Raw genomic sequence first — 22,044 nt, forward strand, 5'->3', positions numbered from 1 at the left:
GTCTCCGGGTCGGTGCACGAACGACGGGGGGAACAATCGATGACGGCTGCACCGACGAGCCCGAACGTACCCGGTGCGGTAGCGGCGCCGGAACTGTGCCGGATCACAGTGCTCACCAAACATTCCGGGGTCGATCTGGCGCTGCCACTCGGCGTGCCGGTTGCCCTCCTTCTGGCCGGAATCGTCGACCTGGTGGCTGCTCACCGTCCCGACAACGACTTCGACCGCACCCCCGAACGGGTCGAGCCGGAAACCTGGACTCTCGCCCGGATAGGCCAGGCGCCGCTCGCAGGTGCGTTGAGTCTCGACGAGCTCGGGATCCGCGACGGCGAGGTGCTCGTCCTCGCAGAATCGTCCGCGCCCTCGTCGCCGCCATTGTTCGACGACGTGATGTACAACGTGGCGGTTGCGGGCCGCGACGGATTGCATCGTTGGTCCGATCGCACCGCGGCTGTGGTCGGGGCCGCGGCCGCGTCGGCCGCGATCACCCTCGGGTGCGGCGTGTTGCTCCTGTTGCCGTCGTCCGGAAGCGAGCGAATGGTCGCGGGAATCGCCACTGCCGTGCTGGCACTCCTGCTCGTGACCGCAGCCGCTGTCATCGCACGTATCTACCTCGACCGGCAAATCGGGCTGCTGCTCGCGGTCTGCGCGGCCCCCGCGTCCTTCGTCACCGGGATGCTGTTGGTTCCCGGCGATTTCGGTGCCCCCCACCTGCTGTTGGCCACGATCCTGACCGGCGCGGTCGGCGTGGTCACGGTGAACGTCACGACCGTCGGACTCTCGACGTTCACTGCGATCTCGACGATCTCGGCGGTTGCGACGATCGCACTGATCGTCGCCACGGCCACCGACACGCCGGTACATGCGCTCGGCGCAGGTATCGTCGTGACCGCGCTGCTACTGGTGACGTTCGCCGCCCGCGCGGCCGCGCTCCTCGCCCGCCTCCCCCTTCCCCCGGTTCCGGCGCCCGGCACCTCCCTCGACCCCGTGGTTCCAGATCCGGACGACGAGAATCCGCCGCCCACGTTCGAGGAGCTCGAAGCGAAAACCGCGCGTGCGCGAGCTCATCTGACAGGGTGGATCTATGCGGTGGTCGTGCTCGCGGCGGCCGGTGCATGGTGCGCAGCGTGGCCGATGCAGGAGGCAGGTGTCTCCTGGCCCGGGGTCGCAGTGGCGGTCGCGACGGGGATCCTCCTGATGTTCCGAGGCCGCACGTACATCGGGGCAGAGCAGGCGGCGCCGATGATCGTCGGTGGTGCAATCCTCCTCCTCGGCCTGGTGGTCGGTGCCGGGCTTTCCGGAAGCGTTGCCCCACAGGTGCTCTTCGGAGTCACTGTCGTCATGTTCGTCGGCGCCCTGGTTCTCGGGGTCGTTGTTCCGCGGCGCACGTTCACGCCGGTGCAGCGGCGGATCAGCGAACTCACCGAGTACACCGTCATCGCCACGATCGTGCCGCTGGCCTGCTGGGTTGCCGGCCTCTACTCCGCGGTCCGTGGGTTGTGAGCGACCTCCCGGCGCTCTCGCGGCGGGCGACGCATCGTCGGCGGCTCACCGCTGCCTCACTCGTCACCGCTCTGATCGTCACGATCGCGGCTGTCGGACCGGCCGCGGCAGCTCCCCCCGTCCCCGACAGCGCACTGCTGCCCGCCGCAGGCGAGCCCGCTGCCCCGGAAGCGACCGAGCAGCGCAATCTGTGCACACGGGGCAGGCCTGTCTCCGACAGCCTGCAACGACCGCTCGCACAACGCATCATGAACTTCGAGCGGGTGTGGCCGCTGACGCGCGGCGCAGGTCAGATCGTGGCTGTGATCGATACGGGAGTGAACCCGCATCCGCGACTCCCCCACCTCACCCCGGGCGGCGACTACGTGGCTACCGACGACGGCACGGTCGATTGTGACGCGCACGGGACCCTCGTCGCCGGTCTCATCGCGGCGCAACCGCTCGCGGGGTCGGGATTCGCGGGTGGTGCGCCCGACGTCGAAGTCATCGCCATCCGTCAATCCAGTCGCAACTACTCCGACCGCTCCGCCGGCGACGAAGACGCCGCGCAGAACTCCCCCGGTTACGGTGACGTGCTCACCCTGGCGTCTGCGGTGCGACATGCCGCAGACCTCGGGGCCACCGTCATCAACATTTCAGAGGTCGCGTGCACGCTCGCGAGCGACGGGATCGCCGACGGACCGCTCGGCGCGGCAGTCCAGTACGCCACCGACGTCGAAGACGCGGTGGTGGTCGCGGCGGCAGGGAACAAGGATGTGTGCCGGGCGGGGAACCCCCCTGCAGCGAATCCGCTCGACCCGCTGGCAGATCCGTGGGATTCGATCACGACGATCGCCTCCCCCGCCTGGTATGACGACTATGTGCTCACAGTCGGCTGGGCCGAAGCCGACGGCACACCGTCCGACGAGAGTGTTCCCGGGCCGTGGGTGGATGTCGCAGCGCCCGGGACCGGCATCATCTCGCTCGACCCGTTCTCCGACGGTCTCGTAGACGCACAGATCAGCGCCCAGGGCCCGGTGCCGCTGTCCGGAACGAGTTTCTCCGCACCACTGGTGTCTGCAACAGTCGCGTTGGTCAGAGCCCGCCATCCCCACCTCGACGCTCGCGCCGTGATGGACCGCATCGAATCGACCGCCCACGCCCCTGCGGAGGGCTGGAACCCGCGGGTCGGGCACGGTGTGATCGACCCGTTGGCCGCGGTCACCGCACCACTACCGGCCGAGCAGGACAACCCTGCGGCCCCTAGAGAGATAGCCGGTCCCGCGCACGTAGAACCTCCCGACCCGACCGCACGACTCATTGCATGGAGAGGCGGTGCCGCGGTCCTCGTCCTACTCCTCGCCGCGCTGCTCGCCGCACTGCCCCTTCGGGAGCGTGCACGTAGGCGGAGACATGCGAGCAACCCTCATTCTCCTGTCCCGATCGGTGCAGGTCGTGGGTCCGGGGCGACACCATCGTGAGCGAGTAACGCCTCGGCGCGCCCGAGCGAAGGCCCGGGGGCGAGCAAGCCGACGATCTGCCACGGCGCTCTAGCCGGGTCCCCCTCCAACCCGAGTGCCTTGGCCGCCTCTGCATCGGCTACGCCGTAACGGACACCTGTGTCTGCGACGTAGAACAGCGCATCCCGGCGTTCACTGTCGGGGACGACCGACGTCGTCTGCACGAATGTGCCACGCCCCGGAGGGATATGGACGGCATCCACGTTCGGTCCCGGTCCGTCGGCCTGTGCGGGTTCGACCGGGATCGCGTCCTCGGCAATCGGCAGGACCTCACCCGCCGACAGCACCAGACCCGATCGTCGCTGATCTTCGGGTCCCGCTTCCGGTTCCCATGTCAGACATCCGACGGGCCTGTCAGCGGGCCCGAGGATCGTGGGCACGACCGTGGGAAACGTGCCGACCGCAAGGTGCTGTACCGTCGGCGCGTCCTTGAGAGTGTCGGGCGGAACGATCGGAATCTCGGCGATGCCTTGTGAATCCGACGCATGAATGATCTGTGCAGTCGCGCTCGACACCTCCTGCACGCCATCGCTCAGTACGACGTAATAGCGCTGGCCGTTCGGTTCCGCGAGTCCGACAACAGATCCGACGCGAACACCACCTACCGGCACTCGCGGCATGCTCCCTGCATCCGGGATGACGGGTGCGGTGAGCTCCGGTAGTTCCGGGAGTGCCGCGAGCAATCCTGCGCCTACGGGCCTGGCCGACCCGAGATCGAGTCCCAGGACCCGCGTCAGTGCGCGATCCTGCGGATCGATCTCGGCCCTGCCGTCTCCGTAGACGAGGTGATATTCACCGTCGGAGGTCATGAGGAGCGCTTCGTCGTCGTCGAGCGGACCACCTACACCGGAATACTCGGGCACGCCTGCCGAGACCGCAGTCGTGACAAACTGCCGTCCGCCTGCATCGACCGTGTCGCACACCGTCCAGGGCGTGTCGTGTCCGACGTACGCCAGGGACGACGGAGCCCCAGGAATGCCGACGAGCGGCCCTCTGGGGCGGGCCTCCAGTTCCTCGTCGGCTACGACTGTCGGTTCGACAGGGTCGTCGAGCACAAGCCGCGCGGATGCGAGATTCATCGCGGGATGGAATGTCCCGTCGATCGCAACGTAGAGCGCACCGGAATCCCTGCCGACCACGAGCTTCGCATTACCGATCTTGTCCTGGGGCCGGAACAGGGCCAACGCGGCGCACCCGGCAAGGACCAGGCAGGCGATCACCACCCCCACCATCAACGAGCGCGACTGTGAGCGCATGGGGTCATGGATCATGCGCACGTCTCGGCGAACGAGCGCATGCTCCATCCGTCTCATCAGAAATCGGTAACCGCTTACCTGCCATCGAGTGGTGGGTTGCGATGCCATATGTCCTCCCCCGTGCGGCACGCTCACTGCCGCAACACAGTACAGTTGCAACTCGGGAAGTTCGGGCGCGCACCCACAGGGCCGCCCGATCGGTGTCGGGGGGAGTGCTGTGCATCGAACTGTGTCCGAGGTCGTGCGGGAAGGGTCCGTGTACGAACGGCCCCGCCTCATCTCACGGATCGTCATGGCGCAGTGCGCTGCACTCGCGGTCTGGATCGCAGTGGCCGCATCGGGTGCGCCCGCATGGGCGGCAGCGGCCGCAGCGGCTGCCATCGCGGTTCTCGTGCTGCTCCGGGTCCGCGGCCTCAATGCGATCGACGCTGCGATGACGCTGTTGCGGTACAGATTTCCGAGAGCACACGTCCGCGCGGAGATCCGCGATGCAGCACAGCCGACCGGCCGGCCGATCGGTTTACGGTGGGACGGAACACGCGTGACTGCGGTCGTCGAGGTGCTCGCACCTGCTGGGCTCGTCACACTGCTGGGACGAGATCGTGCCGACTCGTCGCTGCCCCTGCCCTTGGGCGCGCTTTCCGGCTGCCTGCGCCGACACGACGTGACCCTCGACGGAATCGACGTCGTCGTCCACGGCCGACGCGTATTGGACGCAACGCCCGCGGGTCAGGTCTATGCCCAGCTGATCGGCCCCCTGCCCGCTGCCGCGATGCGCACGGTGTGGCTTGCGCTACGCCTCGACGCGTCGACGTGTCGCGACGCCGTGGACCGGCGCGGCGGTGGCGTCCAAGGCGCAACCCGCACGATCACCGCGTCGGCCCTGCGAGTGGTGCGTGTGCTGAGTGATTCCGGCTGCGAGGCAAGGCTGTTGACCGCGCAGGAGATCCGATCTGCTGCCCTCCGGATCACTCACGGCGCCGATCCGCTGACGGCAGAGGAGTCCTGGCGTCATGTCCGCCTTCCCACCGGCTACAGCACGGGCGGGGTACTCGATCCGCGGCGATTCGACGCGAGCACCCTGACCCGGGTCTGGACCCACCCGTCACTGTCGTCGACGGTGACGGTGCGCATTCGCCCTGGATCCTTCGGCACGACACGGGTCGGAGGCCTCGTCCGGTACACCACCCGCACCCCCGACGGCCCGCTCACCTCCGGTGTGCGCACTGTCCACGGGCGCGAGCGTGAGGTGTTGCTCGCATCCCTGCCGTATGCGGCGGACGGGCTCGAGACCGTCACCGATCTGCGCAGCGTCAGCCGCGGATATCTCGACGAGTTGGCACTGCCCGTCGCAGGCTGCGGTCAGCTGATCGGCTCGGACGAGTCCGGGCAAGCAGTCGCGGTACGCCTCACCGGCCCCGGAGTGGACTCGGTCCATGTGGCGGGCGAGTTGTATCTCGCACAGCAGATCGTGTTCCGCGCGGTGGCGGTCGGCGCGCGCGTGGTGATCCACACCGATCGCGTCGATGCCTGGCGCCCCTTGCTGAACGGTGCCGCATCACCGGATCGGCTGCGAATTGCCGGCGAGTATCCCGACGACCGCGAGTTCGACACCGTCGTCTTCGACGGAGTGCGGCCGACCGGCAGGCGGCACCCCGGCACCATCCACGTGCATGCGCATCCGGATCAGTGGCCCCGCGAATCTCCCACCGTTGCCATCGAACAGCCGAACGGATTCGGCAATCGGGTTGTGCTCACCACACATCGAAAGCGGATGACACTGACGCTCGTCACCATCGCGGCCGAGTCCGCCCACATCGGACGCCCCCGCACCATGGAGTCCGTTTCGTCGCGTTGAGTGTCGCGCGGCATGGGTCGTCGATCCATGTGACGACGCTTCGAACACTGTTCTGGACCTCCTCCCGACCGAGAGCGACCGGGCTTGCGCCGAAACAGCGCGGTCAACCCGGGTAGGTGCATAATCGCCGGCCACATCTGACCGCGTGCACCCACCACTCCAACTGCCGGAGCATCCGCTCGGCGGCGTCGATGGCCGCACCATCGCGCGTCGTACCGTCTGCGGCGAAGGCGTGCTTGACGCGGTGGAAACTCACGGACTCCCGCACAGGCACCATATGAACCTCCACGACGACCTGCCGTAACTGCTCGACCGCACGGAGCCCACCGGACAACCCGCCATAGGACACGAATCCGACCGGCTTCGCGCGCCACTCGTGCTTGACACTGTCGATAGCAGTCTTGAGCGCTGCCGGATAACCGTGGTTGTACTCGGAGGTGACCACGACGAATGCTTCCGCCGCGTCGATCCGCCGCGCGAACGCCTCGACTTCGGATCCTCCCGAAAGCTCCTGCGGCAACGGCGTCCGAGCGAGATCGATGATATCGATGTCGAATTCCTGAGCATCTGCCGTCGAATGGTGTCTCGCCGTCTCCGCGAACCAGTTCGCGACGACAGGGGCGACCCTCCCCTCACGCACACTCGCCACGATGATCCCGAGCCGGATCGGTGCCTGCAGCTTCTGGTCCATGCCCCGATCGTAGGGTGCCTCAGGTCGTCATACCGTGGGTCAGAAGCGCCGCGAGTTCACGGTAGGCCTGTGCGTCGTCGAGACCGGTCTGCTGCGCCACCTGCCGCTGCTGGATACGCACCATCACTGCAGCAATGACGTCGGCAACAAAGGCCGCGTGCACGTCGCGCAGCTCGCAGGCATCGACGCCGTCCGAGATCAGTGCCCGGATCCGGTCGGCTGCGAGACGTGTGTTGCGCTCGTACACTTCCCGCGCGACCGGTGTTGCGGCGATGTCCTCCATGAAGCGGACCGATGCGGGTTCGAGCTGCCTTCCTACGGATTCGAGGTAGGTCCGGATCCGCGTCTCGGCTCCTGCGGCGTCCGCGATGTCGGCCTCGACACGCTCGGTTGCGCCTCGAAAAAAATGGACGGTGACGGCGTAGACGAGTCGGTCCTTGTTCTCGGCGAGGGCATAGAGCGTCGATTTCGAACACCGCAGACGGGCTGCGATGTCGTCGAGAGTGAAGTGCGCGAATCCTTCGGCCAGGAACAACTCGACAAGCTGGTCGAACAGCTGCGCCTGCCGTGCAGTGGTGCGCCGTACCCCTACTCTTGCCATACTCGCTACAGTACTGCAGTATCGCTGTTAGTACTATCTTGGTGAATCCGTCTTCTGCGAGGAGTTCTGCCGTGCCCGTCGAGCGCCTGTTACCCACCCCCGAGGCCCACGACCTGATCGAGCTCACACGCGACGTCGCCGACAAGGTACTCGCACCCCGCGTCGTCGAACACGAACGCAACGAGACATTCCCGGAAGGCGTGTTCCCCGCGCTCGGCGCAGCCGGGCTGCTCAGCCTCCCCTACGCGGAAGAGTTCGGAGGTGGAGATCAGCCGTACGAGGTGTACCTCCAGGTTCTCGAGGAACTCGGCGCACGGTGGGCCGCAGTCGCCGTTGCCGTGAGCGTGCACGGCCTGTCGTGCTTCGCACTCGCGACGCACGGCACCGACGAGCAGAAATCCCGATGGCTACCCGACATGCTCGGTGGCGAGACCATCGGCGCCTACAGCCTGTCCGAACCTCAGGCCGGCTCCGACGCAGCGGCACTGACATGCCGGGCCCAGGCCGTCGAGGGCGGATATCGAATCAACGGCTCGAAGGCGTGGATCACCAACGGCGGCAAAGCGGACTTCTACACCTTGTTCGCGCGGACGAGCGACACCGGCAGCAGCAACACTGGCAGCAAGGGCATTTCCTGCTTTCTGGTGCCCGACGGTACCGACGGCCTGACCTTCGGGAAGCCCGAGGAGAAGATGGGTCTGCATGCGATCCCGACCACCGCAGCCCATTACGACGATGCTTTCGTTCCCGCCGAGCGTCGCATCGGCGCCGAGGGGCAGGGTCTTCCCATTGCGTTCAGCGCTCTCGATTCAGGACGACTCGGCATCGCTGCCGTCGCGACCGGACTCGCTCAGGCCGCTCTCGACGAAGCAACCGCATACGCGAAGGAACGGAAGGCCTTCGGCAAGGCGATCATCGACCATCAGGGTCTCGGTTTCGTTCTGGCCGACATGGCTGCCGCCGTCGACTCCGCGCGCGCAACATACATCGATGCCGCTCGACGTAAGGACGCAGGTCTTCCCTATTCACGTCAGGCCTCGGTCGCAAAGCTGGTAGCCACGGACGCCGCGATGAAGGTTACGACCGACGCCGTACAGGTCCTCGGTGGGTACGGCTACACGCGTGACTTTCCCGTCGAGCGGTTCATGCGCGATCCAGCGACTCGTGATCGCACGGTCGCTGGCGAGCTGATCCGTGACCCGAGCTGAAACACCAGCTCACACGGCATTCTCGCCGCTCGAACGGCCCTCGTCGAACCTCTCCTCGGCGGGGGCCGCTTCACTGTCTGCGTTCTCGCTCGATCCGGCGGTCCCGACCTGGTCCCGGTCCAGCGCCGCGTCCACCGCCGAGCGAGTCCGCTCGTCCTCCCCCGGCCACAGATGCGCGTACACCTCGAGCGTCGTCGTCGGCGACGAATGCCCCAGACGCTCCTGCACCGTCTTCACGCTCGCGCCCGCCTGAATCAGTGTCGACGCATAGAAGTGGCGCAGGCTGTGCCAGGTGATCTCGTCGCTCAGGCCTACGCGGTCACGCACGGCCTTGAACGACTTCCCCAGCGTCGACGACGACCACATCAGTCCGGCCGGTGTCCGGAAGATCGGCATCGACCGGTCCGTGCACGGGTTGTCCTCGAGCTCCTTCGCGAGCGCCTTGATCGCGGCATCCGGGAGCGGGAGTCGCCGGGTCGTCTTCGTCTTCAGCGGTCCCCACGAGAACTCCGACGTCCCCGACTTCGATTGCTCGGTGATCATCGCCTCCTTGCGTAGGAAGTCGACCGACCGGATCCGCAGCCCGGCGAGTTCCCCCGCACGCAGGCCGGTTGCGGCGCCGACGATGATTGCGCGCGCGAGCGACGGGTGGGGAGCTGCCCATCCCTTGCCCTTCACGCCCGCACGTGCCGCGTCGACCATCTTCCACACCTCTTCGCCCGTGAGGAGCTCGGCGCGCGTAACGGCTTTGTCTTCGCGTCGCTTCGCTGTGGCCCCAGCGCATGGAGACTTGCGTAGGAGCCCGTCGGCGACGGCCATGTTCATGCACCCGGCGAGCTGTCCGGAGAAGTTCCGTACGGTGATCTCTTCGAGGGTGGGGCGCTTGGGGAGCCACGAGCGTCCGGAACGTAGTTCGTGTTGCCAGTCGCGGACGTGGGAGGCGCGTAGTTTCCCGATCGGGATGTCCGCGAGTGGTCCGAGGTTGCGCCCGACCTGTTCGCGCACCTTGCGGGTGCCGTCGGTGTGCGCGGCCTTCTCCCAGGCGCGCCACACCTGGGCGACGGTGGTTTCCTGCGATTTCGGATCGATCCAGTCGCCGTCGCGGACTTCCTTCTCGCGGTCGGACACCCAAGACTTCGCGTCGCGCTCGAGGTCGAAGGTCTTCGTGCGTTCGCGGCCGTCGGCGCCGACGTAGCGGGCGACCCAGCGGACCTTGCCGCCGCGGATGCGTTTCTGTGGCTTCATGCAAGTCTCCAGCGGGGGGTCGGTGGTGTGTGTTTCACTGCCTGTACTCGAACAGATGATCGAACGGAGATAGCGATGCGGATGCCGAACGCGGATGACCTGGTTATGGAAGCTCGCCGACTCGGAGTCGATGCCGGCGAGCTTCTCGGTTCAGTCGTCCGATTGTGCGGCCCGAAGAATGTCTCCGGGGTCGATCCTCAACGCTGTGCAGAGATCGATTAACTGGAGGATGTCGAGGCTTCTCTCTCCGCCTTCTACTCGCACGATCGTGGATGCCGATACTCCTGACATCTCCGCAAGCTGATTGCGCGATAGATCTCTTCGCGCCCTGGCCGCTCTGAGTTCGGCTCCCATGCGCTTGCGTACTTCCTGCTGTTCTTCGCTGATCTCCACCTGACAAATATATGTCCGTTCGGACAAAACCGCAAGTCGTGAACCAGTCCACTATCAACCCTTGCGCTTTGTCCGAACGGACTATATTGTTCTCCGCATGGACAAGATGAACCAGCGAATCGCCACCGCGGTCCGAGCAGCAATCACCACCGCGGGCCTCAACGAAAACGCCGTCGCCGACGCAACCGGCATCCCCCGCGTCACCCTCCGCCGCCGCCTCAACGGCTCCGTGCCCTTCAACGCCGACGAGCTCGTCGTGCTCGCACGAGTCACCGGTGCCGACGTCAACGACTTCCTTGCACCGATCCGGCAGGCCGTCGCATGAGCCCCGTACTGCGCCTCGACGGCGACGAGAAAGTCGAGATCCTCGACTACTTCATCGGAGTCGAGGGCGACCACCTCGCCGAAATCTGCATCCCCAAGACCGAGGGCACGTGCGACGAGGACCAGATCTACCCGGTCCCGGTCTCACGACTCACCCTCACCGGCAAGTAAATCGGCCGCCAGCTGGGCAAACAGCTGACGGCCAAAGACAGAGAAAGGGAATCTCGAATGTCTTCTCAGATCGTACCCGATAACCAGACTGCCACCATTTACTCCCTCATCGTCGAAGCACTCGACGACCACGGCCTGGTCGACCCCCGCGACATCGCAGAGAAGGTCGCCGCTGTCACCCCAGACGATGTGATGCGCTCCCACTTCGCGACCGCACTAGTCGGGGAGGTCCGGTCGATCATCTCCGATCGCCGCTCCCGCGCCATCACCAACGCCCTCGCGCCGAAATCCCGCAAGGTCGCCGGCATCCGCGACTGGTGGGCCGAAATGCTCGCAGCCCGAGTTCATGTCGGTGAGTCCAAGTGGATGACTATCGGTGAGTGTGGCGCGAAGGAACTCCGGTTCGCCGCCGACGAGCGCCGCCGCGACGCTGAGCGTGAGTTGAAGCGCGCCGAGGCTTTCGATCAGCTGCGCTCATTGCTACGTCAGCACAAGACCGAGACGGTTGCTGATCTTCCTCGTGACGCTGCTGCCGCGATCATTCACGAGGTGGTGGCATGACTACCACAATTCTTCCCCAGGGCCAGAGCGCCGTTGACACCCAAAGTACGCCCGCCCTGGGGGCTCAACTTCCCGCCGGCCATGTTGTTGCCGACACCCAAATGCGTCACGTCGGCGGGACCCTACTTGCCCCGAGTCAATTCAGCAACGATACCCAAGACTGCACCACTCGGGGCATCCAAACTTCCGACACCGCCATTGAAGGCACGAAGACCCATGGGTTGACTGCGGTGTCGGATTCAACTTCCACCGGGTCGGGCCAATTCATGGACGACTCCCACACGAGCCCCGCTCGTCCCGGTGGATTCCTCCGCGACCCGATCCTCGGACTCCTCGCCGAAGTCGTCGACGACCTCGAGTCCGTACGCATCGCCAACTCGAACCGCGTCCGCATCCTCACCCGAGACGAAGCGGACAGCGACGGAGAGGAACGCGGATTCGGCCTAACCGCCGACCACCCCGAAGTCGCCAAACTCCTCGCCACCGTCGACGTCATGTCATCGGGAGAGAAGGACGCGATCAAGAACCTCGAGAACGCGATGAAGAAGCATGCGCTCGGGAAGTTCGTGAAGGCGACGCCCGGACTCGGGCTGAAGCAGACCGCACGCCTCCTCGCGGCGATCGGCGACCCCTACTGGAATGATCTGTACGACCGACCTCGCACTGTGGGCGAGCTGTGGGCGTACTGCGGATTCCATGTCATCAAGACTTCCGGCAGCGGCCATGTGCGGCATGATCCCCAAAATCCCGTCGCCGCTGCCGGATCCAGCTCCACCCCCACGTCCAGATGTCCTTCGGAAATCCAACTACCTCATGACGTGGGGGTGGCCCCAAAGCGCACTCGAGGCCAGAAATCCAACTGGTCCGAGACCGCACGCAAACGAACCTGGGTCATCGCCTCCGCGATCCCCAAGTTCAAGACGTCACCCTACGAGCCTGTATACCGAACTGCCCGCGAAAAGTATGCCGACACCGTGCACCCGACCGTGTGTGTCCGATGCGGCCCCGCCGGGAAGCCTGCCCCGATCGGATCGCCTAGATCGGCCGGCCATCAGAACGCGATGGCGATCCGGCTCGTGGCGAAAGAAATCCTCAAAGACCTCTGGATTCAATCCCGAGAAATCTACGAAGGCAGTGCGGCATGACTGCGACGCATATGTCCGTGAAGGACCTCGCCGACCGCTGGAACTGCCCACGAAGCGCCATCTACCAGCAGATCCGCTCCGGCGGTCTCGCCGCCCTGCACATCGGCCAGACCATCCGTATCCCCCTCGCCGAGATCGAACAGTTCGAGGCCGCGAACACGACCCAGCGGCGCATCGCATGACCCCCACCACGTCTTCCATCTTCCGTTACTACGCAAAGGATCTCACTCGCATGAACAAGAAGCGCGCATCGATCATCGTCGGCGGATTGTTCGCCGGTGGACTCATCGCCGCGGCCTGCACCGCCACCGACACGAAGGTGGAGGGCACCGCGACACCGGCTGCTGAGTCGGTGAAGGCCGCGCCGGTCGCCGCGACGTACACCGCTCCGTCCGGGGCCGCCGACGAGGACCGGTTCATCACCCTCCTCGAGTCGCAGGACTTCAACTACGGCGGCGACAAATCGCTGGTGATCGACACCGGTCACGCGACGTGCGACGCACTGGACCGCGGTGCGGGTGTCGGGCAGGTGATCTCGGTGATCGTCAGTGAGGGCTACTCCGGCTATGACGCGGGCACGTTCCTCGGTGCGACGGTGTACGCGCTCTGTGACGAGCACGTGCCGACGGTTGAGGCGTTCCTCGACGAGTTCGGTGGTCAGTGATGCGCGGCCTGGTGTTCGGTCTGCCGCTCGCGCTGGTCCTGTGGGTCGTGATTGTCGGTACCGCTGCTCTCGTCTTCGCGGTGTTGTCGTGAATGCCCGCCAGTTGTTGCTGCATCTGCTGTGGGTGTTCGTCGCCACGGAGATCGCGCGCGGTTACGCCGACTTCGACGACTACGACTCCTGAAACTCCGGTGCGCCTCGTAGGGGTTGCGGGGCGCACCGGCTCCAAACGGAAAGAAGCACACAATGACTCTCCCCATCTATCAGCAGACTCGGCGTGATGTGCCGTGCGAGTGGGTGTACGACGACGACCTGGACGACCTGCCCACACCGTCCCGCTGGGATGCGTTCGTCGCGCACTTCTGGTGGATCGCCGCCGGCATCGTGTTCGGCACCATCGGCTACCTCGCGGTGATGCTGCCATGAGCGAACCGAAGATCTACGTCGAAATCGACGGCACCCCTGTCTCCATCGACGAATGCACGTGGGTGCAGACCGCGCCCTGCGGATGCGAATCCGGCTGGATGGTTGCCCGCTACTACCCGACCTACGAGCAAGCACTCGACGGATTCTGGGACTCGAAGAAGCAACGTGCCCAGAAAGAGAAGCTCGGATTCAAGGTGAAGATCGTCCGCCACAAGGACATCAATATCAAGGACGACTGCACCCACACTCCGAAGTGGGGCGTCGAGCCAATCGTCACCCCTAGTGCAGAGGACCGGTTCGGTAGACGTGTCCGACTCGAGCGTGAGGCACGAGGATGGACTCAGGCAGATCTTGCGAAACGTATTGAAGTAGCGGGTGTTTCACTCCACCCATCCGCCATTGCGAAGATCGAATTGCGCGACGTGGAGAAGCCTCGGGCGATTCGTCTCGATGAGGCTCAGGCAATAGCTGACGCGTTCGGCCTGTTTGTCGACGAGATGTGGGAGACGGAAGACCATCGCATCCGATGGCTCGACAACCTCATCCCGATACTCGAGGAAGGCCGCGAGCTTATCGAGTGTGTCTACTGTGAGCGTGCAGCGAAGAAGGTGGTCCGACCATGACGCTCACGCCGACACCTCACTCCGAACCGCCCCAGCAGATCGACGCGGGCATGGCCCGCTACATCGCCGACATCGCCGCCGGCCTCGTCGACACCCTCGTCGGCCACGCGGGCCGAGATCATCATCACCGCGAATACAACATGCGGTGCGCCGAAATCGGGTCCCGCATCGCCATCAACATGCGCACCTACGCAGCCCTCGTCGAAGCCGACGACTTCCTCGAACCCCGAGGCGGCACCCGATGAGCCTCAAACCGCACGGCACCTACGCCGCATGGAACCGGCACATGAAAGCACACGAACCACCATGCAAACCCTGCGCCGAAGCACAACGCGAATACCAACGGGAACGCCGCCGACGCCACGGACCCGGATTCGACTACCGCGCCAAATCCGTCACCGTCCCCAACACCCTCTTCGCTGAGCTGTACCTCAACGCACCCATCGAGCTACAAGACCGGCTCGACAAGGAAATCGGCGCCACCCGAATCAACCGTTGCGTCCGACTCTTCGACGCGCAGGAGAACGCATCATGACCGACCTACTCAACCACCGTGACCTGTCTACCGCTCTCGACGATTGGGCATCCTCCATCCCGAACAAGCCGCCTCTGCAACGAGACCCGCGATTGTGGGAACTGTTCGAAGAGGATCGGCGAATCCATGGCATTTATTCAGAGAACGGACGTAGGGGTGGTCGGCCCCGGAAGGACAGTGTCCCGATCGTCGGAATCGAGGAGGGTGGCTGCAAACAGTGCAACCGGCTGATGCGCCCCGTGAAGTCCACGCTCGCGTCGTTCCCGAACACGGTGGCATACGCCGCCGGTGGACTGTGCAGCGGTTGCTACGTCCGACCATCAAGGTCGAAGAGGTACGCATCATGACCACCTCGAACTCGCAGATCGTCCACGACGACCGTGAACTGTGGGAACTCAAGCCGAGCACGAAGGTGCGGGAACTGTACGGGCCGCGCAGGGAACTGATCATCGGGCTCACCCCCGGTCGTCTGTGGCACGGCGAACATCCCATCCCCATCCACGACATCGAAATGCCCGTGGAGGTGAACCCGTGACGGACACCTACTGGGATCACTACATCCCCGAGCTGGTGAACCAGGCGCACCTGAATCAGTGCCCCGGCTGTCACCGCTGTCAGTGGATCACCAACCCGATCGAGAAGGGCCCCCGCACCTGCTGTGGGGCCGCCATCAGATGCACGAATTGCTTCAAGGAGTCAGCCATGAAGTTCGAGGACGGACACAACGCGGGCACGGTGGGCGCGGACCCATGGGATGGCCGGGTGGTGTTGGAGTGGGCGGACGACGAGATCACGCAGACGCGGGTGTCGTTGTCTCCGGATGTGGCTGAGGCGTACGCGAACGCGGTGTTGGCTGCGGTCGAGGAGGCCCGGAAGTGAGCGTCGACGCAGAACTGGCTGCGCTCGCGGAAGCCGTCGCTGAGGTGGAGGAGATCCGCTACACGCGCTCCGTGTTCGGGGCTGGTCCTCGGAACACCTGGATCTGCAACTCCTGCGAGGCGGTGCGCCAGGCCCCGTGCGGTCCGGTGTGCCTGCCTGCCGACCACTACGACCCCCGCGAGCACCGAGAGGCAGCGGCGGTCGCCGATTTCGAGGAGGATTTCGATGAGTGACATTGAGCAGATCGTGAAGGATCTGGCGGCGATTGCCGCGGTGAAGAAGTTGGTTGCGGATGCGGAGAAGACCGCGAAGTCTGCGTTGCAGGAGCAGTTGCAGCGCGGCACGGTGTACGCGTTCGTCGACGGCCAGGAGTTGGGGTGCGCGAATGTGCCGAAGCCGTCACAGCCCCGCCCGGTCGTCCAGGTTGTGGACGAGTCCCTCGCGTTCTGCTGGATGGTCGAGGAGTTCGGTGAGGGCTCGGTGGAGACGGTGGTGCGGCTGACGGAGCAGGGTCGCAAGTCCCTCGAGTTGGCGGTGCTGTCGGAGCACGCGAAGGCCGGCAGCCCGTCTGAGTTCTCGCATGAGGGTGTGACGGTGACGGTTCCGGAGCCGCGTCCGTCGACGCCGCGGTTCACTCCGGCGAAGAACGTCGTCGAGCTGGTGCGCGGCATGGCTCAGCGTGGCGAGTTCTCGTTCACGTCCCTCCTCGAGATCGGGGAGCGACCATGAGCGACCACCCCACCGTCCACGAAGCGTTCTCCGCGGTTATGGCCGAAGTGCAGGGCATCGGCAAGAACGACCGCAACTCGCAGCAGGGATTCAACTTCCGGGGCATCGACGCCACCATGAACACAGTCGGCCCCGCGCTGCGGAAGCACGGAGTGGTGATCGTCCCCGAGGCCCTGTCGATTGAGTCGGAGCGTTACACCACCGCTAAGGGTGGGCAGATGCGCAACGCCACGGTGCACATGAAGTACACGGTATTCGGACCCGCAGGTGACAGTTTCACGGGGTCCACCTACGGAGAGGCCGCGGACGCCGGCGACAAGGCGGTGTCGAAGGCGCAGTCGGTGGCGTACCGCACGTTCCTTCTGCAAGGACTGACGGTGCCGACGCAAGAACGCGACCCGGACGCCGATGCGCATGATCGGGTCGATCCGGCGCAACAGGCCCGCTTGAAGCTCGCTCAGGTACTGAAGGCCCGGAACATCGACCCGCAGGAGGCCGCGAAGCGGTTCCGGTCGGACTACGACGAAGCCTTGGGGAAGTCCACCAACGCTGCGGCGATTCTTGAGTTGGTCGCCTTCTATGAGCGGGGGAAGTGATGAACCCTGTTGCGATCGAGGAGGCGATCCGGGAGTGCGCGAACAGGATCGCGAAGGGCGTCTCAGTCGTGTCCAACGCGTATGCCGCGTTCCTCGCAGCTGACCGTGAGTACGACCAGGCCGTCGCGCGCGCCTACATCGAAGCGGGTGGGGCCGCGCACGAGCGGAAGCACATCGCGGAGCTCGCCACCGTCGAGGAGCGCGAGAAGAAGGACATCGCCGACGCCGCGTACCGGTACGCGGATCGCACCGCGAAGGCGCTCGAAGCTGAGTTGCGGGCACTTCAGTCTGTCGGTGCGTCTGTCCGCGGCATGTACAGCGTCGCAGGTAGGGGTGAGGGGGCATGAGTCGTAAGACTGGCCCATCCGAGACGCAGGCGGATCTCGTGTCCGCCCGCGCGGACGGGAACTGCGAAGCGATCTTCGTCGAGGACTGCAACGGCCGCGCGGAGCAGATGCATCACCGCCGGCCCCGGGGAGCTGGCGGAACGAAGCGGAAGGACGCGAACTCTCCCGCCAACCTTCTCTTCATCTGCCTTCCCTGCCATAACTCGATCGAGTCGTTCCGGCATGTGGCTCGTGAGCGTGGATTCCTGATTTCCCAGCACAACGTGTCCCCGGCGTCGCACATCGGCGTGTGGCGCCGGGGGGAGCTGGTGTTGCTCGACGATTTCGGTGGCGTGATCAGCCAGGAGGTGCCGTTTTGATCATCACCTGCCCCGTGTGCCTTCGCCGAGTGTCGATTACCGATCACGGGCGTGTGAGGCGGCACAACGACACGGCCAACAACCTGTGCGTGATGTTCGGCCACCACTACCCACTCGAGTACGAAAGGGAGGCCTCTTGATGGCTGTATCCAAACGACTCAGGTACGAGATCCTGCGGCGCGACAACCACGCGTGCCGATACTGCGGCGCAACCGCCCCTGAGGTGAAATTGACAGTCGATCATGTCACCCCCATCGCATTGGGCGGCAGCGACGAACCATCAAACCTGGTGACCGCGTGCGTCGACTGCAATTCGGGCAAGTCTTCCTCGTCCGCGGACTCGCCGATAGTCGAGGACGTCGACTACAAGGCCGCACTCTGGGGGCATGCGCGTGAGCTCGTGGCCCGTCGAATGCTGGTCGACCTGGACGAACGAAGTCGGATGGAAGAGCACTTCTTCGACGAGTGGGAAGCAGCTCGCCCCAATGCGTGGCGGAGTAGTGATCTGCCGGTTGATTTCGTGAATTCGATCGAACAGTTCGTAAGAAGTGGCCTTCCTTATGAGGTGCTTCTCGACTTGGTTCACGTGTCGATGGATAACCGTGTCGTGTCGGAAAAGTGGAGGTATTTCTGCGGCTGCGCATGGACGCGCATTCGGCAGTTGAATGAGGATGCGGCAGCTCTCATCAGTAGGTGGGAGGCAGACAGTGCCACGTGAACACGGACGGATCCTGTCGAAGATCTGGAGGGACCCGGATTTCCGGGCGCTGAGTGAGTCAGCGCAACGTCTCTATCTTCTCCTGCTCTCTCAGCCGAATGTGAGCAATGCGGGCACCCTGCCGCTGCAGATCAGTAAATGGTCGAAGGGCTGCGACAGTACGGATGATGACGACATCCGGCGGTCTATGGCCGAGCTCGCACACCGCGATTTCGCTTACTTCGATGCCGATACTGAGGAGGCACTCATTCGTTCGTACATTCGCAATGACGGGGTGTTGAAGCAGCCGAACATCATGAAGAATGCGTTGCGGTGCGCACGGGCGATCGAGAGTGAATATCTAAGGCTTGCGATGGCGATCGAGCTTCGGAAGATCGGCCGGGATGACTCGCGTGAGGTGGCTGATGAGATCGCCTCAAAGGCAACTGCTTCGGAAGACTTCGCGAAGGCTCACGAAAGGGCACTCGAATACTTCCCGAACCCTTTCGAAACCCTTCCGGAAGGCATCCAGAAAAACGGAAGGGTTTCGAAACCCCTCTCGAACCCTGCGGGGAGGGGGAAGGGGAGGGGGGAATCTCTCGTAAGTAGTTACTCACCTTCTAAAGATGAAAAACCGCACGCGCCGACAAAGTCGGACGCCGCCAAGACGCCCGAACAGCTCGCCACGACAAACGCATACGAGCGAGTCGGCAAAGCCTTCAAGTACGTCGCCGTCCTCCAGATCGCAAAGTGGGCAATTCACGACCGCGGTGAAGACACCAAGACTGTCGAGGACGCCATCGTCGCGATCTACGAAATGGGCAAGCCGATCACGAAGCAGCTCGTCGGTCAGTACCTCGACGGTCATCTCGCTCGACCAGGTCTCCGACCAGTCGAGGGCGGCATGTCCAGAGCTGACCAGAAAGTCCAAGGCTGGCTCGACATCGGCGCCCGACTCACCAACCACAACGAACCGAAGGGAATCGCATGATCACCGACCAGTACATCGCGACCGCCACGAAGGTGCTGGCGAAGTGTTCGGCGAACGACCCCTGGTTCCCGAACGGCGGAGAAGCGACCGTCATGGCATGGGCGGAATGCTTCGCTGATTCCCGCCTCTCCGAAGAAGATCTGCTCGCTGGCGTCGCTCGGGCGTACCGCACCGCAGAAGAAGGTTTCAAACCGTTGCCGGCCGCGATCGTCAAGCATGCACGCGCCGCCTACTTCGAGCAGTTGGAAGCGCTACCTCGGGAACGCCGCCTGATGATGGAGGAGGCGACGCACATTCTTCAGGACATGGGAATCCCGGCCCCTGACGCACACAGGTTCGCACGAAGAGTTGCTCTCGGTAGGTCGACACCGTTTCGGTTGACGGACGAGCAGGACGCGGAGTTCCGCCGTCTCATGGTTGAGCGCCGCGAGCTGACCGAAGACCCACGTAAGGCGATCGTCGGCAGTTACTGGTTCAAGGGGCTGAAATGACCCGCACCCGAAAGTCGGCCCGCCAGGCCGGCGCCCGCTTCGAAAGATTGATTTCCGACGCTCTCGCCCAGCACGTCGACGACCGCATCGACCGCCGGGTTCGCACAGGCGCGAAGGACTGTGGCGACATCGCCGGTCTACGGCTCTCAGACGGCTCGAAAGTGGTCGCCGAGCTAAAGGACTACGGAGGAGCCCTGAAAGTCGGTCCCTGGCTCAATGAGGCCGCAAAAGAACGCATCAACGATCAAGCGCTGGCCGCGATTGTCGTAGCGAAGCGCCGCGGCACCACCAATCCGCTCGACCAGATCGTGTTCTGCACCCTCGCCGACCTCATCGCGATCATCACCCACCACCGACCCGAGGAGACCCAGCCATGAACGACAACATCGGAGACCGACCATGAAACCCACCTGTCGTGTCCTCGGACTCGTCGTGTTCTGCGCTGCTGGTTGGTTGACGGCCGCGGCGATGCTCACCGACTACGCCGGCCAAGCACTCACACACCTCGGGAGCAACGCATGAGCCTCTACCGCGTCACCCTCACCATGCCCCTCAACGCCACCATCACCGTCGAGGCGGACGGCCCGACCGAGGCCGAGGACCTCGCGTTGGAGATGGCACCCACCGGTCTCTGCCACCACTGCTCCGAACGCTGGAACGAGACCGATCCGGACGTCATCACTGAACTGACCGAGGAGTCTTCCGATGAGCGTTGAACCGACCACCACCGAAGGCCGAGTCGCGATCGGGACGTGGGCCAAGCTCGGGCACGACATCCCCGGCCACAAGGTGCTCGCACTCCTCGACGCACTCGACGAGGCGGAAGCATCCGCGACTCGATCCAACAAGCACGCCAACGACGTCGAAGACCGAGTGCTGGGACTGATCGAACGCGCCGAGAAGGCGGAGACGGCCCTCGACCGCGTGCGTGACCTCGCAGATACGCAGCAGACTGTCGGATCCGGAGACATCATCGACGCAATATCTGGCGACAGGGGGAGTCGTGACTCCGCCGCGTGACCTCGCCGACGCACAAAACCGCCTCGACCGCGTACGCGACTACGCGCTCGAACAGCACCGGTGCGCCGAGTACCTCCGGTCTCTCGGGACCGAGGCGGGTCGATACCACGCACTCCCGTACGAGAACTCGGCCCGCACCCTCGAACGCATCATCGGAGGCGAACAGTGACCACACCCCGTAAGCACACACTCACCCTCTACCGCGATCGCGCCGGACAGTGGCGCTGGAACCGCAAAGCCAGCAACGGCCAGATCATCTCCGACAGCGCCGAAGCCTACGTCGACCGACGAGACGCCATCCACGGCATGCACATTGCTAACCCCGACTTCCGTGAACTCCGGCTCGTCGACGACGCCGACAATCTCGCACTCACCACCAACGACATCGACGACGAGGAGACCGAGCGACCATGACCGACGGATACTTCCTCCCGAAGCACGAGCAAGACCAGCTCGTCGAACTCCTCGACCAGATCCCGCCGTTGATAGAAGACCTGACGATTGCCCTCACCCGACAAGACCGCATCACCACCGGCGGCCCCCGCGTCCGCAGCGGATCGGATGAGCAGCCACTCCCCATCGGAATCGCAGCCATGGACGCATCCGACCTACTCCACGACACCCTCACCGGATGGGTTCGCCTCGTGTGCGACGTACGCGCCTACGGATACCCCGGAGACTCCACACTCACCCTCACCCGCTGGCTCAAAACGCACATCATCGCCCTAGCACTCACACCCGGAGCCGAAGAGTCACTAGACGAAATCCAGCACGCCATCCGCAAAGCACGCCAAGCAGTCGACAAGCCACGGGAGAAAGACCGAGACGTCAACCCCATCGATGTACTCGAAGCCACCTTCGTCCGACTCAACGCCGCAGGCATCGCCAAACTCGCAGGAGAACTCGGACCCCACTACCGCGGCCTCAACGAACGACGCGTCGCCACACTCCTCAAAGCCAAGGCCATCACCGTCATCGACACCGTCGACGGCCTCGACCTCTACCGAGTAGGAGACGTACTCACCGCACACCTCGCATACCCAACCCGCAAACGCAAGGCTGCCTGACCAGGCTCGACCCTCTTACGTCGGTAGCGTTTGATATGCTCACGCGGAGCGCGACTATCCACCCCCCGGATGGTCGCGCTTTCGCATACCTCGGGCACCCACCAAAGCCGACCATGACTGCCGGCCAAGGTGGGGCGGCCACACGATCACGCTTCCCCCAGCGAC

36 protein-coding genes are annotated in these 22,044 nt (G+C 64.6%); 31 read left to right on the forward strand and 5 right to left on the reverse strand.

Annotated features, from left to right (window positions below; genetic code table 11):
- Positions 1 to 39: 39 nt before the first annotated feature.
- On the forward strand, positions 40 to 1,503 hold the full coding sequence (eccD, locus tag ACSYG9_RS01300) for a type VII secretion integral membrane protein EccD (protein ID WP_454840822.1): 1,464 nt from the start codon (positions 40 to 42) through the stop codon (positions 1,501 to 1,503).
- The gene (gene mycP / locus ACSYG9_RS01305) at positions 1,500 to 2,963 is read left to right on the forward strand and encodes a type VII secretion-associated serine protease mycosin (RefSeq protein WP_454840824.1); all 1,464 of its coding nucleotides are present in this window, start codon (positions 1,500 to 1,502) and stop codon (positions 2,961 to 2,963) included. Before eccD ends, mycP begins: the two co-directional genes overlap by 4 nt.
- On the opposite strand, the gene eccB is transcribed toward mycP, so the two are convergent.
- Entirely contained in the window at positions 2,909 to 4,366 is a 1,458-nt protein-coding gene (gene eccB, locus ACSYG9_RS01310; RefSeq protein ID WP_440125500.1) for a type VII secretion protein EccB, read from the reverse strand. The two genes, mycP and eccB, sit on opposite strands and share 55 nt — an antisense overlap.
- A gap of 148 nt (positions 4,367 to 4,514) precedes the next feature.
- On the opposite strand from eccB, the gene eccE reads away from it, so the two are divergent.
- Positions 4,515 to 6,116, forward strand: a complete 1,602-nt coding sequence (gene eccE / locus ACSYG9_RS01315) for a type VII secretion protein EccE (protein WP_454840826.1) — start codon at positions 4,515 to 4,517, stop codon at positions 6,114 to 6,116.
- Positions 6,117 to 6,219: 103 nt separating this feature from the next.
- Here the strand turns inward: eccE and ACSYG9_RS01320 are convergent, their stop codons facing one another.
- Positions 6,220 to 6,807, reverse strand: a complete 588-nt coding sequence (locus ACSYG9_RS01320; RefSeq protein ID WP_440125502.1) for an NAD(P)H-dependent oxidoreductase — start codon at positions 6,805 to 6,807, stop codon at positions 6,220 to 6,222.
- Between the two features lie 19 nt (positions 6,808 to 6,826).
- Positions 6,827 to 7,408 carry a TetR family transcriptional regulator gene (locus tag ACSYG9_RS01325; protein ID WP_440125503.1) on the reverse strand — a complete coding sequence of 194 codons (582 nt, stop codon included), beginning with the start codon at positions 7,406 to 7,408 and terminating at the stop codon, positions 6,827 to 6,829.
- A 71-nt stretch (positions 7,409 to 7,479) separates the two neighbouring features.
- On the opposite strand from ACSYG9_RS01325, the gene ACSYG9_RS01330 reads away from it, so the two are divergent.
- Complete coding sequence (locus tag ACSYG9_RS01330; RefSeq protein WP_454840828.1) at positions 7,480 to 8,616, forward strand: acyl-CoA dehydrogenase family protein; 1,137 nt, start codon at positions 7,480 to 7,482, stop codon at positions 8,614 to 8,616.
- A 9-nt stretch (positions 8,617 to 8,625) separates the two neighbouring features.
- Here the strand turns inward: ACSYG9_RS01330 and ACSYG9_RS01335 are convergent, their stop codons facing one another.
- Positions 8,626 to 9,861, reverse strand: coding sequence for a tyrosine-type recombinase/integrase (locus ACSYG9_RS01335; RefSeq protein ID WP_454840829.1), 1,236 nt, complete (start codon positions 9,859 to 9,861; stop codon positions 8,626 to 8,628).
- A 150-nt stretch (positions 9,862 to 10,011) separates the two neighbouring features.
- The gene (locus ACSYG9_RS01340; protein ID WP_454840831.1) at positions 10,012 to 10,254 is read right to left on the reverse strand and encodes a helix-turn-helix domain-containing protein; all 243 of its coding nucleotides are present in this window, start codon (positions 10,252 to 10,254) and stop codon (positions 10,012 to 10,014) included.
- 97 nt (positions 10,255 to 10,351) lie between these two features.
- Here ACSYG9_RS01340 and ACSYG9_RS01345 point away from each other — a divergent pair, with 97 nt between their 5' ends.
- The 27 genes from ACSYG9_RS01345 (at position 10,352) to ACSYG9_RS01475 (ending at position 21,879) form a co-directional block, all read left to right on the forward strand.
- Entirely contained in the window at positions 10,352 to 10,579 is a 228-nt protein-coding gene (locus tag ACSYG9_RS01345) for a helix-turn-helix domain-containing protein (protein WP_454840833.1), read from the forward strand.
- Positions 10,576 to 10,749 (forward strand): hypothetical protein, encoded by a 174-nt coding sequence (locus ACSYG9_RS01350; RefSeq protein ID WP_454840834.1) that lies wholly within the window; start codon positions 10,576 to 10,578, stop codon positions 10,747 to 10,749. The genes ACSYG9_RS01345 and ACSYG9_RS01350 overlap by 4 nt, the downstream gene beginning before the upstream one ends.
- A gap of 57 nt (positions 10,750 to 10,806) precedes the next feature.
- Positions 10,807 to 11,310, forward strand: a complete 504-nt coding sequence (locus ACSYG9_RS01355) for a hypothetical protein (protein ID WP_454840836.1) — start codon at positions 10,807 to 10,809, stop codon at positions 11,308 to 11,310.
- A gap of 266 nt (positions 11,311 to 11,576) precedes the next feature.
- Complete coding sequence (locus ACSYG9_RS01360; protein ID WP_454840838.1) at positions 11,577 to 12,455, forward strand: hypothetical protein; 879 nt, start codon at positions 11,577 to 11,579, stop codon at positions 12,453 to 12,455.
- Complete coding sequence (locus ACSYG9_RS01365) at positions 12,452 to 12,637, forward strand: helix-turn-helix domain-containing protein (protein WP_454840839.1); 186 nt, start codon at positions 12,452 to 12,454, stop codon at positions 12,635 to 12,637. Before ACSYG9_RS01360 ends, ACSYG9_RS01365 begins: the two co-directional genes overlap by 4 nt.
- 50 nt (positions 12,638 to 12,687) lie before the next feature.
- Entirely contained in the window at positions 12,688 to 13,119 is a 432-nt protein-coding gene (locus tag ACSYG9_RS01370) for a DUF732 domain-containing protein (RefSeq protein WP_454840841.1), read from the forward strand.
- A gap of 246 nt (positions 13,120 to 13,365) precedes the next feature.
- On the forward strand, positions 13,366 to 13,545 hold the full coding sequence (locus tag ACSYG9_RS01375; protein ID WP_454840843.1) for a hypothetical protein: 180 nt from the start codon (positions 13,366 to 13,368) through the stop codon (positions 13,543 to 13,545).
- Positions 13,542 to 14,168, forward strand: coding sequence for a helix-turn-helix transcriptional regulator (locus tag ACSYG9_RS01380; protein ID WP_454840844.1), 627 nt, complete (start codon positions 13,542 to 13,544; stop codon positions 14,166 to 14,168). The genes ACSYG9_RS01375 and ACSYG9_RS01380 overlap by 4 nt, the downstream gene beginning before the upstream one ends.
- Entirely contained in the window at positions 14,165 to 14,413 is a 249-nt protein-coding gene (locus ACSYG9_RS01385; protein WP_454840845.1) for a hypothetical protein, read from the forward strand. The genes ACSYG9_RS01380 and ACSYG9_RS01385 overlap by 4 nt, the downstream gene beginning before the upstream one ends.
- A complete protein-coding gene (locus ACSYG9_RS01390; RefSeq protein ID WP_454840847.1) occupies positions 14,410 to 14,703 on the forward strand; it encodes a hypothetical protein in 294 nt (97 codons plus the stop codon). Before ACSYG9_RS01385 ends, ACSYG9_RS01390 begins: the two co-directional genes overlap by 4 nt.
- Before the next feature lie 343 nt (positions 14,704 to 15,046).
- Positions 15,047 to 15,238, forward strand: coding sequence for a hypothetical protein (locus ACSYG9_RS01395; RefSeq protein ID WP_454840849.1), 192 nt, complete (start codon positions 15,047 to 15,049; stop codon positions 15,236 to 15,238).
- Positions 15,239 to 15,405: 167 nt separating this feature from the next.
- A complete protein-coding gene (locus ACSYG9_RS01400; RefSeq protein ID WP_454840850.1) occupies positions 15,406 to 15,582 on the forward strand; it encodes a hypothetical protein in 177 nt (58 codons plus the stop codon).
- Positions 15,579 to 15,815 carry a hypothetical protein gene (locus ACSYG9_RS01405; protein ID WP_454840852.1) on the forward strand — a complete coding sequence of 79 codons (237 nt, stop codon included), beginning with the start codon at positions 15,579 to 15,581 and terminating at the stop codon, positions 15,813 to 15,815. The genes ACSYG9_RS01400 and ACSYG9_RS01405 overlap by 4 nt, the downstream gene beginning before the upstream one ends.
- Positions 15,808 to 16,311: a hypothetical protein gene (locus ACSYG9_RS01410; RefSeq protein ID WP_454840853.1), complete on the forward strand. Its 504-nt coding sequence runs from the start codon at positions 15,808 to 15,810 to the stop codon at positions 16,309 to 16,311. The genes ACSYG9_RS01405 and ACSYG9_RS01410 overlap by 8 nt, the downstream gene beginning before the upstream one ends.
- Positions 16,308 to 16,907, forward strand: a complete 600-nt coding sequence (locus ACSYG9_RS01415; RefSeq protein WP_454840855.1) for an ERF family protein — start codon at positions 16,308 to 16,310, stop codon at positions 16,905 to 16,907. The genes ACSYG9_RS01410 and ACSYG9_RS01415 overlap by 4 nt, the downstream gene beginning before the upstream one ends.
- Complete coding sequence (locus tag ACSYG9_RS01420) at positions 16,907 to 17,254, forward strand: hypothetical protein (RefSeq protein ID WP_454840856.1); 348 nt, start codon at positions 16,907 to 16,909, stop codon at positions 17,252 to 17,254. Before ACSYG9_RS01415 ends, ACSYG9_RS01420 begins: the two co-directional genes overlap by 1 nt.
- Complete coding sequence (locus tag ACSYG9_RS01425) at positions 17,251 to 17,613, forward strand: hypothetical protein (RefSeq protein ID WP_454840858.1); 363 nt, start codon at positions 17,251 to 17,253, stop codon at positions 17,611 to 17,613. Before ACSYG9_RS01420 ends, ACSYG9_RS01425 begins: the two co-directional genes overlap by 4 nt.
- 139 nt (positions 17,614 to 17,752) lie before the next feature.
- Positions 17,753 to 18,331 carry an HNH endonuclease gene (locus tag ACSYG9_RS01430; protein ID WP_454840860.1) on the forward strand — a complete coding sequence of 193 codons (579 nt, stop codon included), beginning with the start codon at positions 17,753 to 17,755 and terminating at the stop codon, positions 18,329 to 18,331.
- A complete protein-coding gene (locus ACSYG9_RS01435; RefSeq protein WP_454840862.1) occupies positions 18,321 to 19,301 on the forward strand; it encodes a hypothetical protein in 981 nt (326 codons plus the stop codon). The genes ACSYG9_RS01430 and ACSYG9_RS01435 overlap by 11 nt, the downstream gene beginning before the upstream one ends.
- Complete coding sequence (locus tag ACSYG9_RS01440; RefSeq protein WP_454840863.1) at positions 19,298 to 19,792, forward strand: hypothetical protein; 495 nt, start codon at positions 19,298 to 19,300, stop codon at positions 19,790 to 19,792. The genes ACSYG9_RS01435 and ACSYG9_RS01440 overlap by 4 nt, the downstream gene beginning before the upstream one ends.
- Entirely contained in the window at positions 19,789 to 20,169 is a 381-nt protein-coding gene (locus ACSYG9_RS01445; protein WP_454840864.1) for a hypothetical protein, read from the forward strand. The genes ACSYG9_RS01440 and ACSYG9_RS01445 overlap by 4 nt, the downstream gene beginning before the upstream one ends.
- A gap of 22 nt (positions 20,170 to 20,191) precedes the next feature.
- Positions 20,192 to 20,314, forward strand: a complete 123-nt coding sequence (locus tag ACSYG9_RS01450) for a hypothetical protein (RefSeq protein WP_454840866.1) — start codon at positions 20,192 to 20,194, stop codon at positions 20,312 to 20,314.
- Positions 20,311 to 20,508, forward strand: a complete 198-nt coding sequence (locus ACSYG9_RS01455; protein ID WP_454840868.1) for a hypothetical protein — start codon at positions 20,311 to 20,313, stop codon at positions 20,506 to 20,508. Before ACSYG9_RS01450 ends, ACSYG9_RS01455 begins: the two co-directional genes overlap by 4 nt.
- Positions 20,498 to 20,812, forward strand: a complete 315-nt coding sequence (locus ACSYG9_RS01460; protein WP_454840870.1) for a hypothetical protein — start codon at positions 20,498 to 20,500, stop codon at positions 20,810 to 20,812. Before ACSYG9_RS01455 ends, ACSYG9_RS01460 begins: the two co-directional genes overlap by 11 nt.
- Positions 20,796 to 20,981, forward strand: coding sequence for a hypothetical protein (locus ACSYG9_RS01465; RefSeq protein ID WP_454840872.1), 186 nt, complete (start codon positions 20,796 to 20,798; stop codon positions 20,979 to 20,981). Before ACSYG9_RS01460 ends, ACSYG9_RS01465 begins: the two co-directional genes overlap by 17 nt.
- Positions 20,978 to 21,226 carry a YegP family protein gene (locus ACSYG9_RS01470; protein ID WP_454840873.1) on the forward strand — a complete coding sequence of 83 codons (249 nt, stop codon included), beginning with the start codon at positions 20,978 to 20,980 and terminating at the stop codon, positions 21,224 to 21,226. Before ACSYG9_RS01465 ends, ACSYG9_RS01470 begins: the two co-directional genes overlap by 4 nt.
- A complete protein-coding gene (locus ACSYG9_RS01475; RefSeq protein WP_454840875.1) occupies positions 21,223 to 21,879 on the forward strand; it encodes a hypothetical protein in 657 nt (218 codons plus the stop codon). The genes ACSYG9_RS01470 and ACSYG9_RS01475 overlap by 4 nt, the downstream gene beginning before the upstream one ends.
- Positions 21,880 to 22,044: the final 165 nt, after the last annotated feature.

It is taken from the genome of Rhodococcus sp. SJ-2, assembly GCF_053750035.1.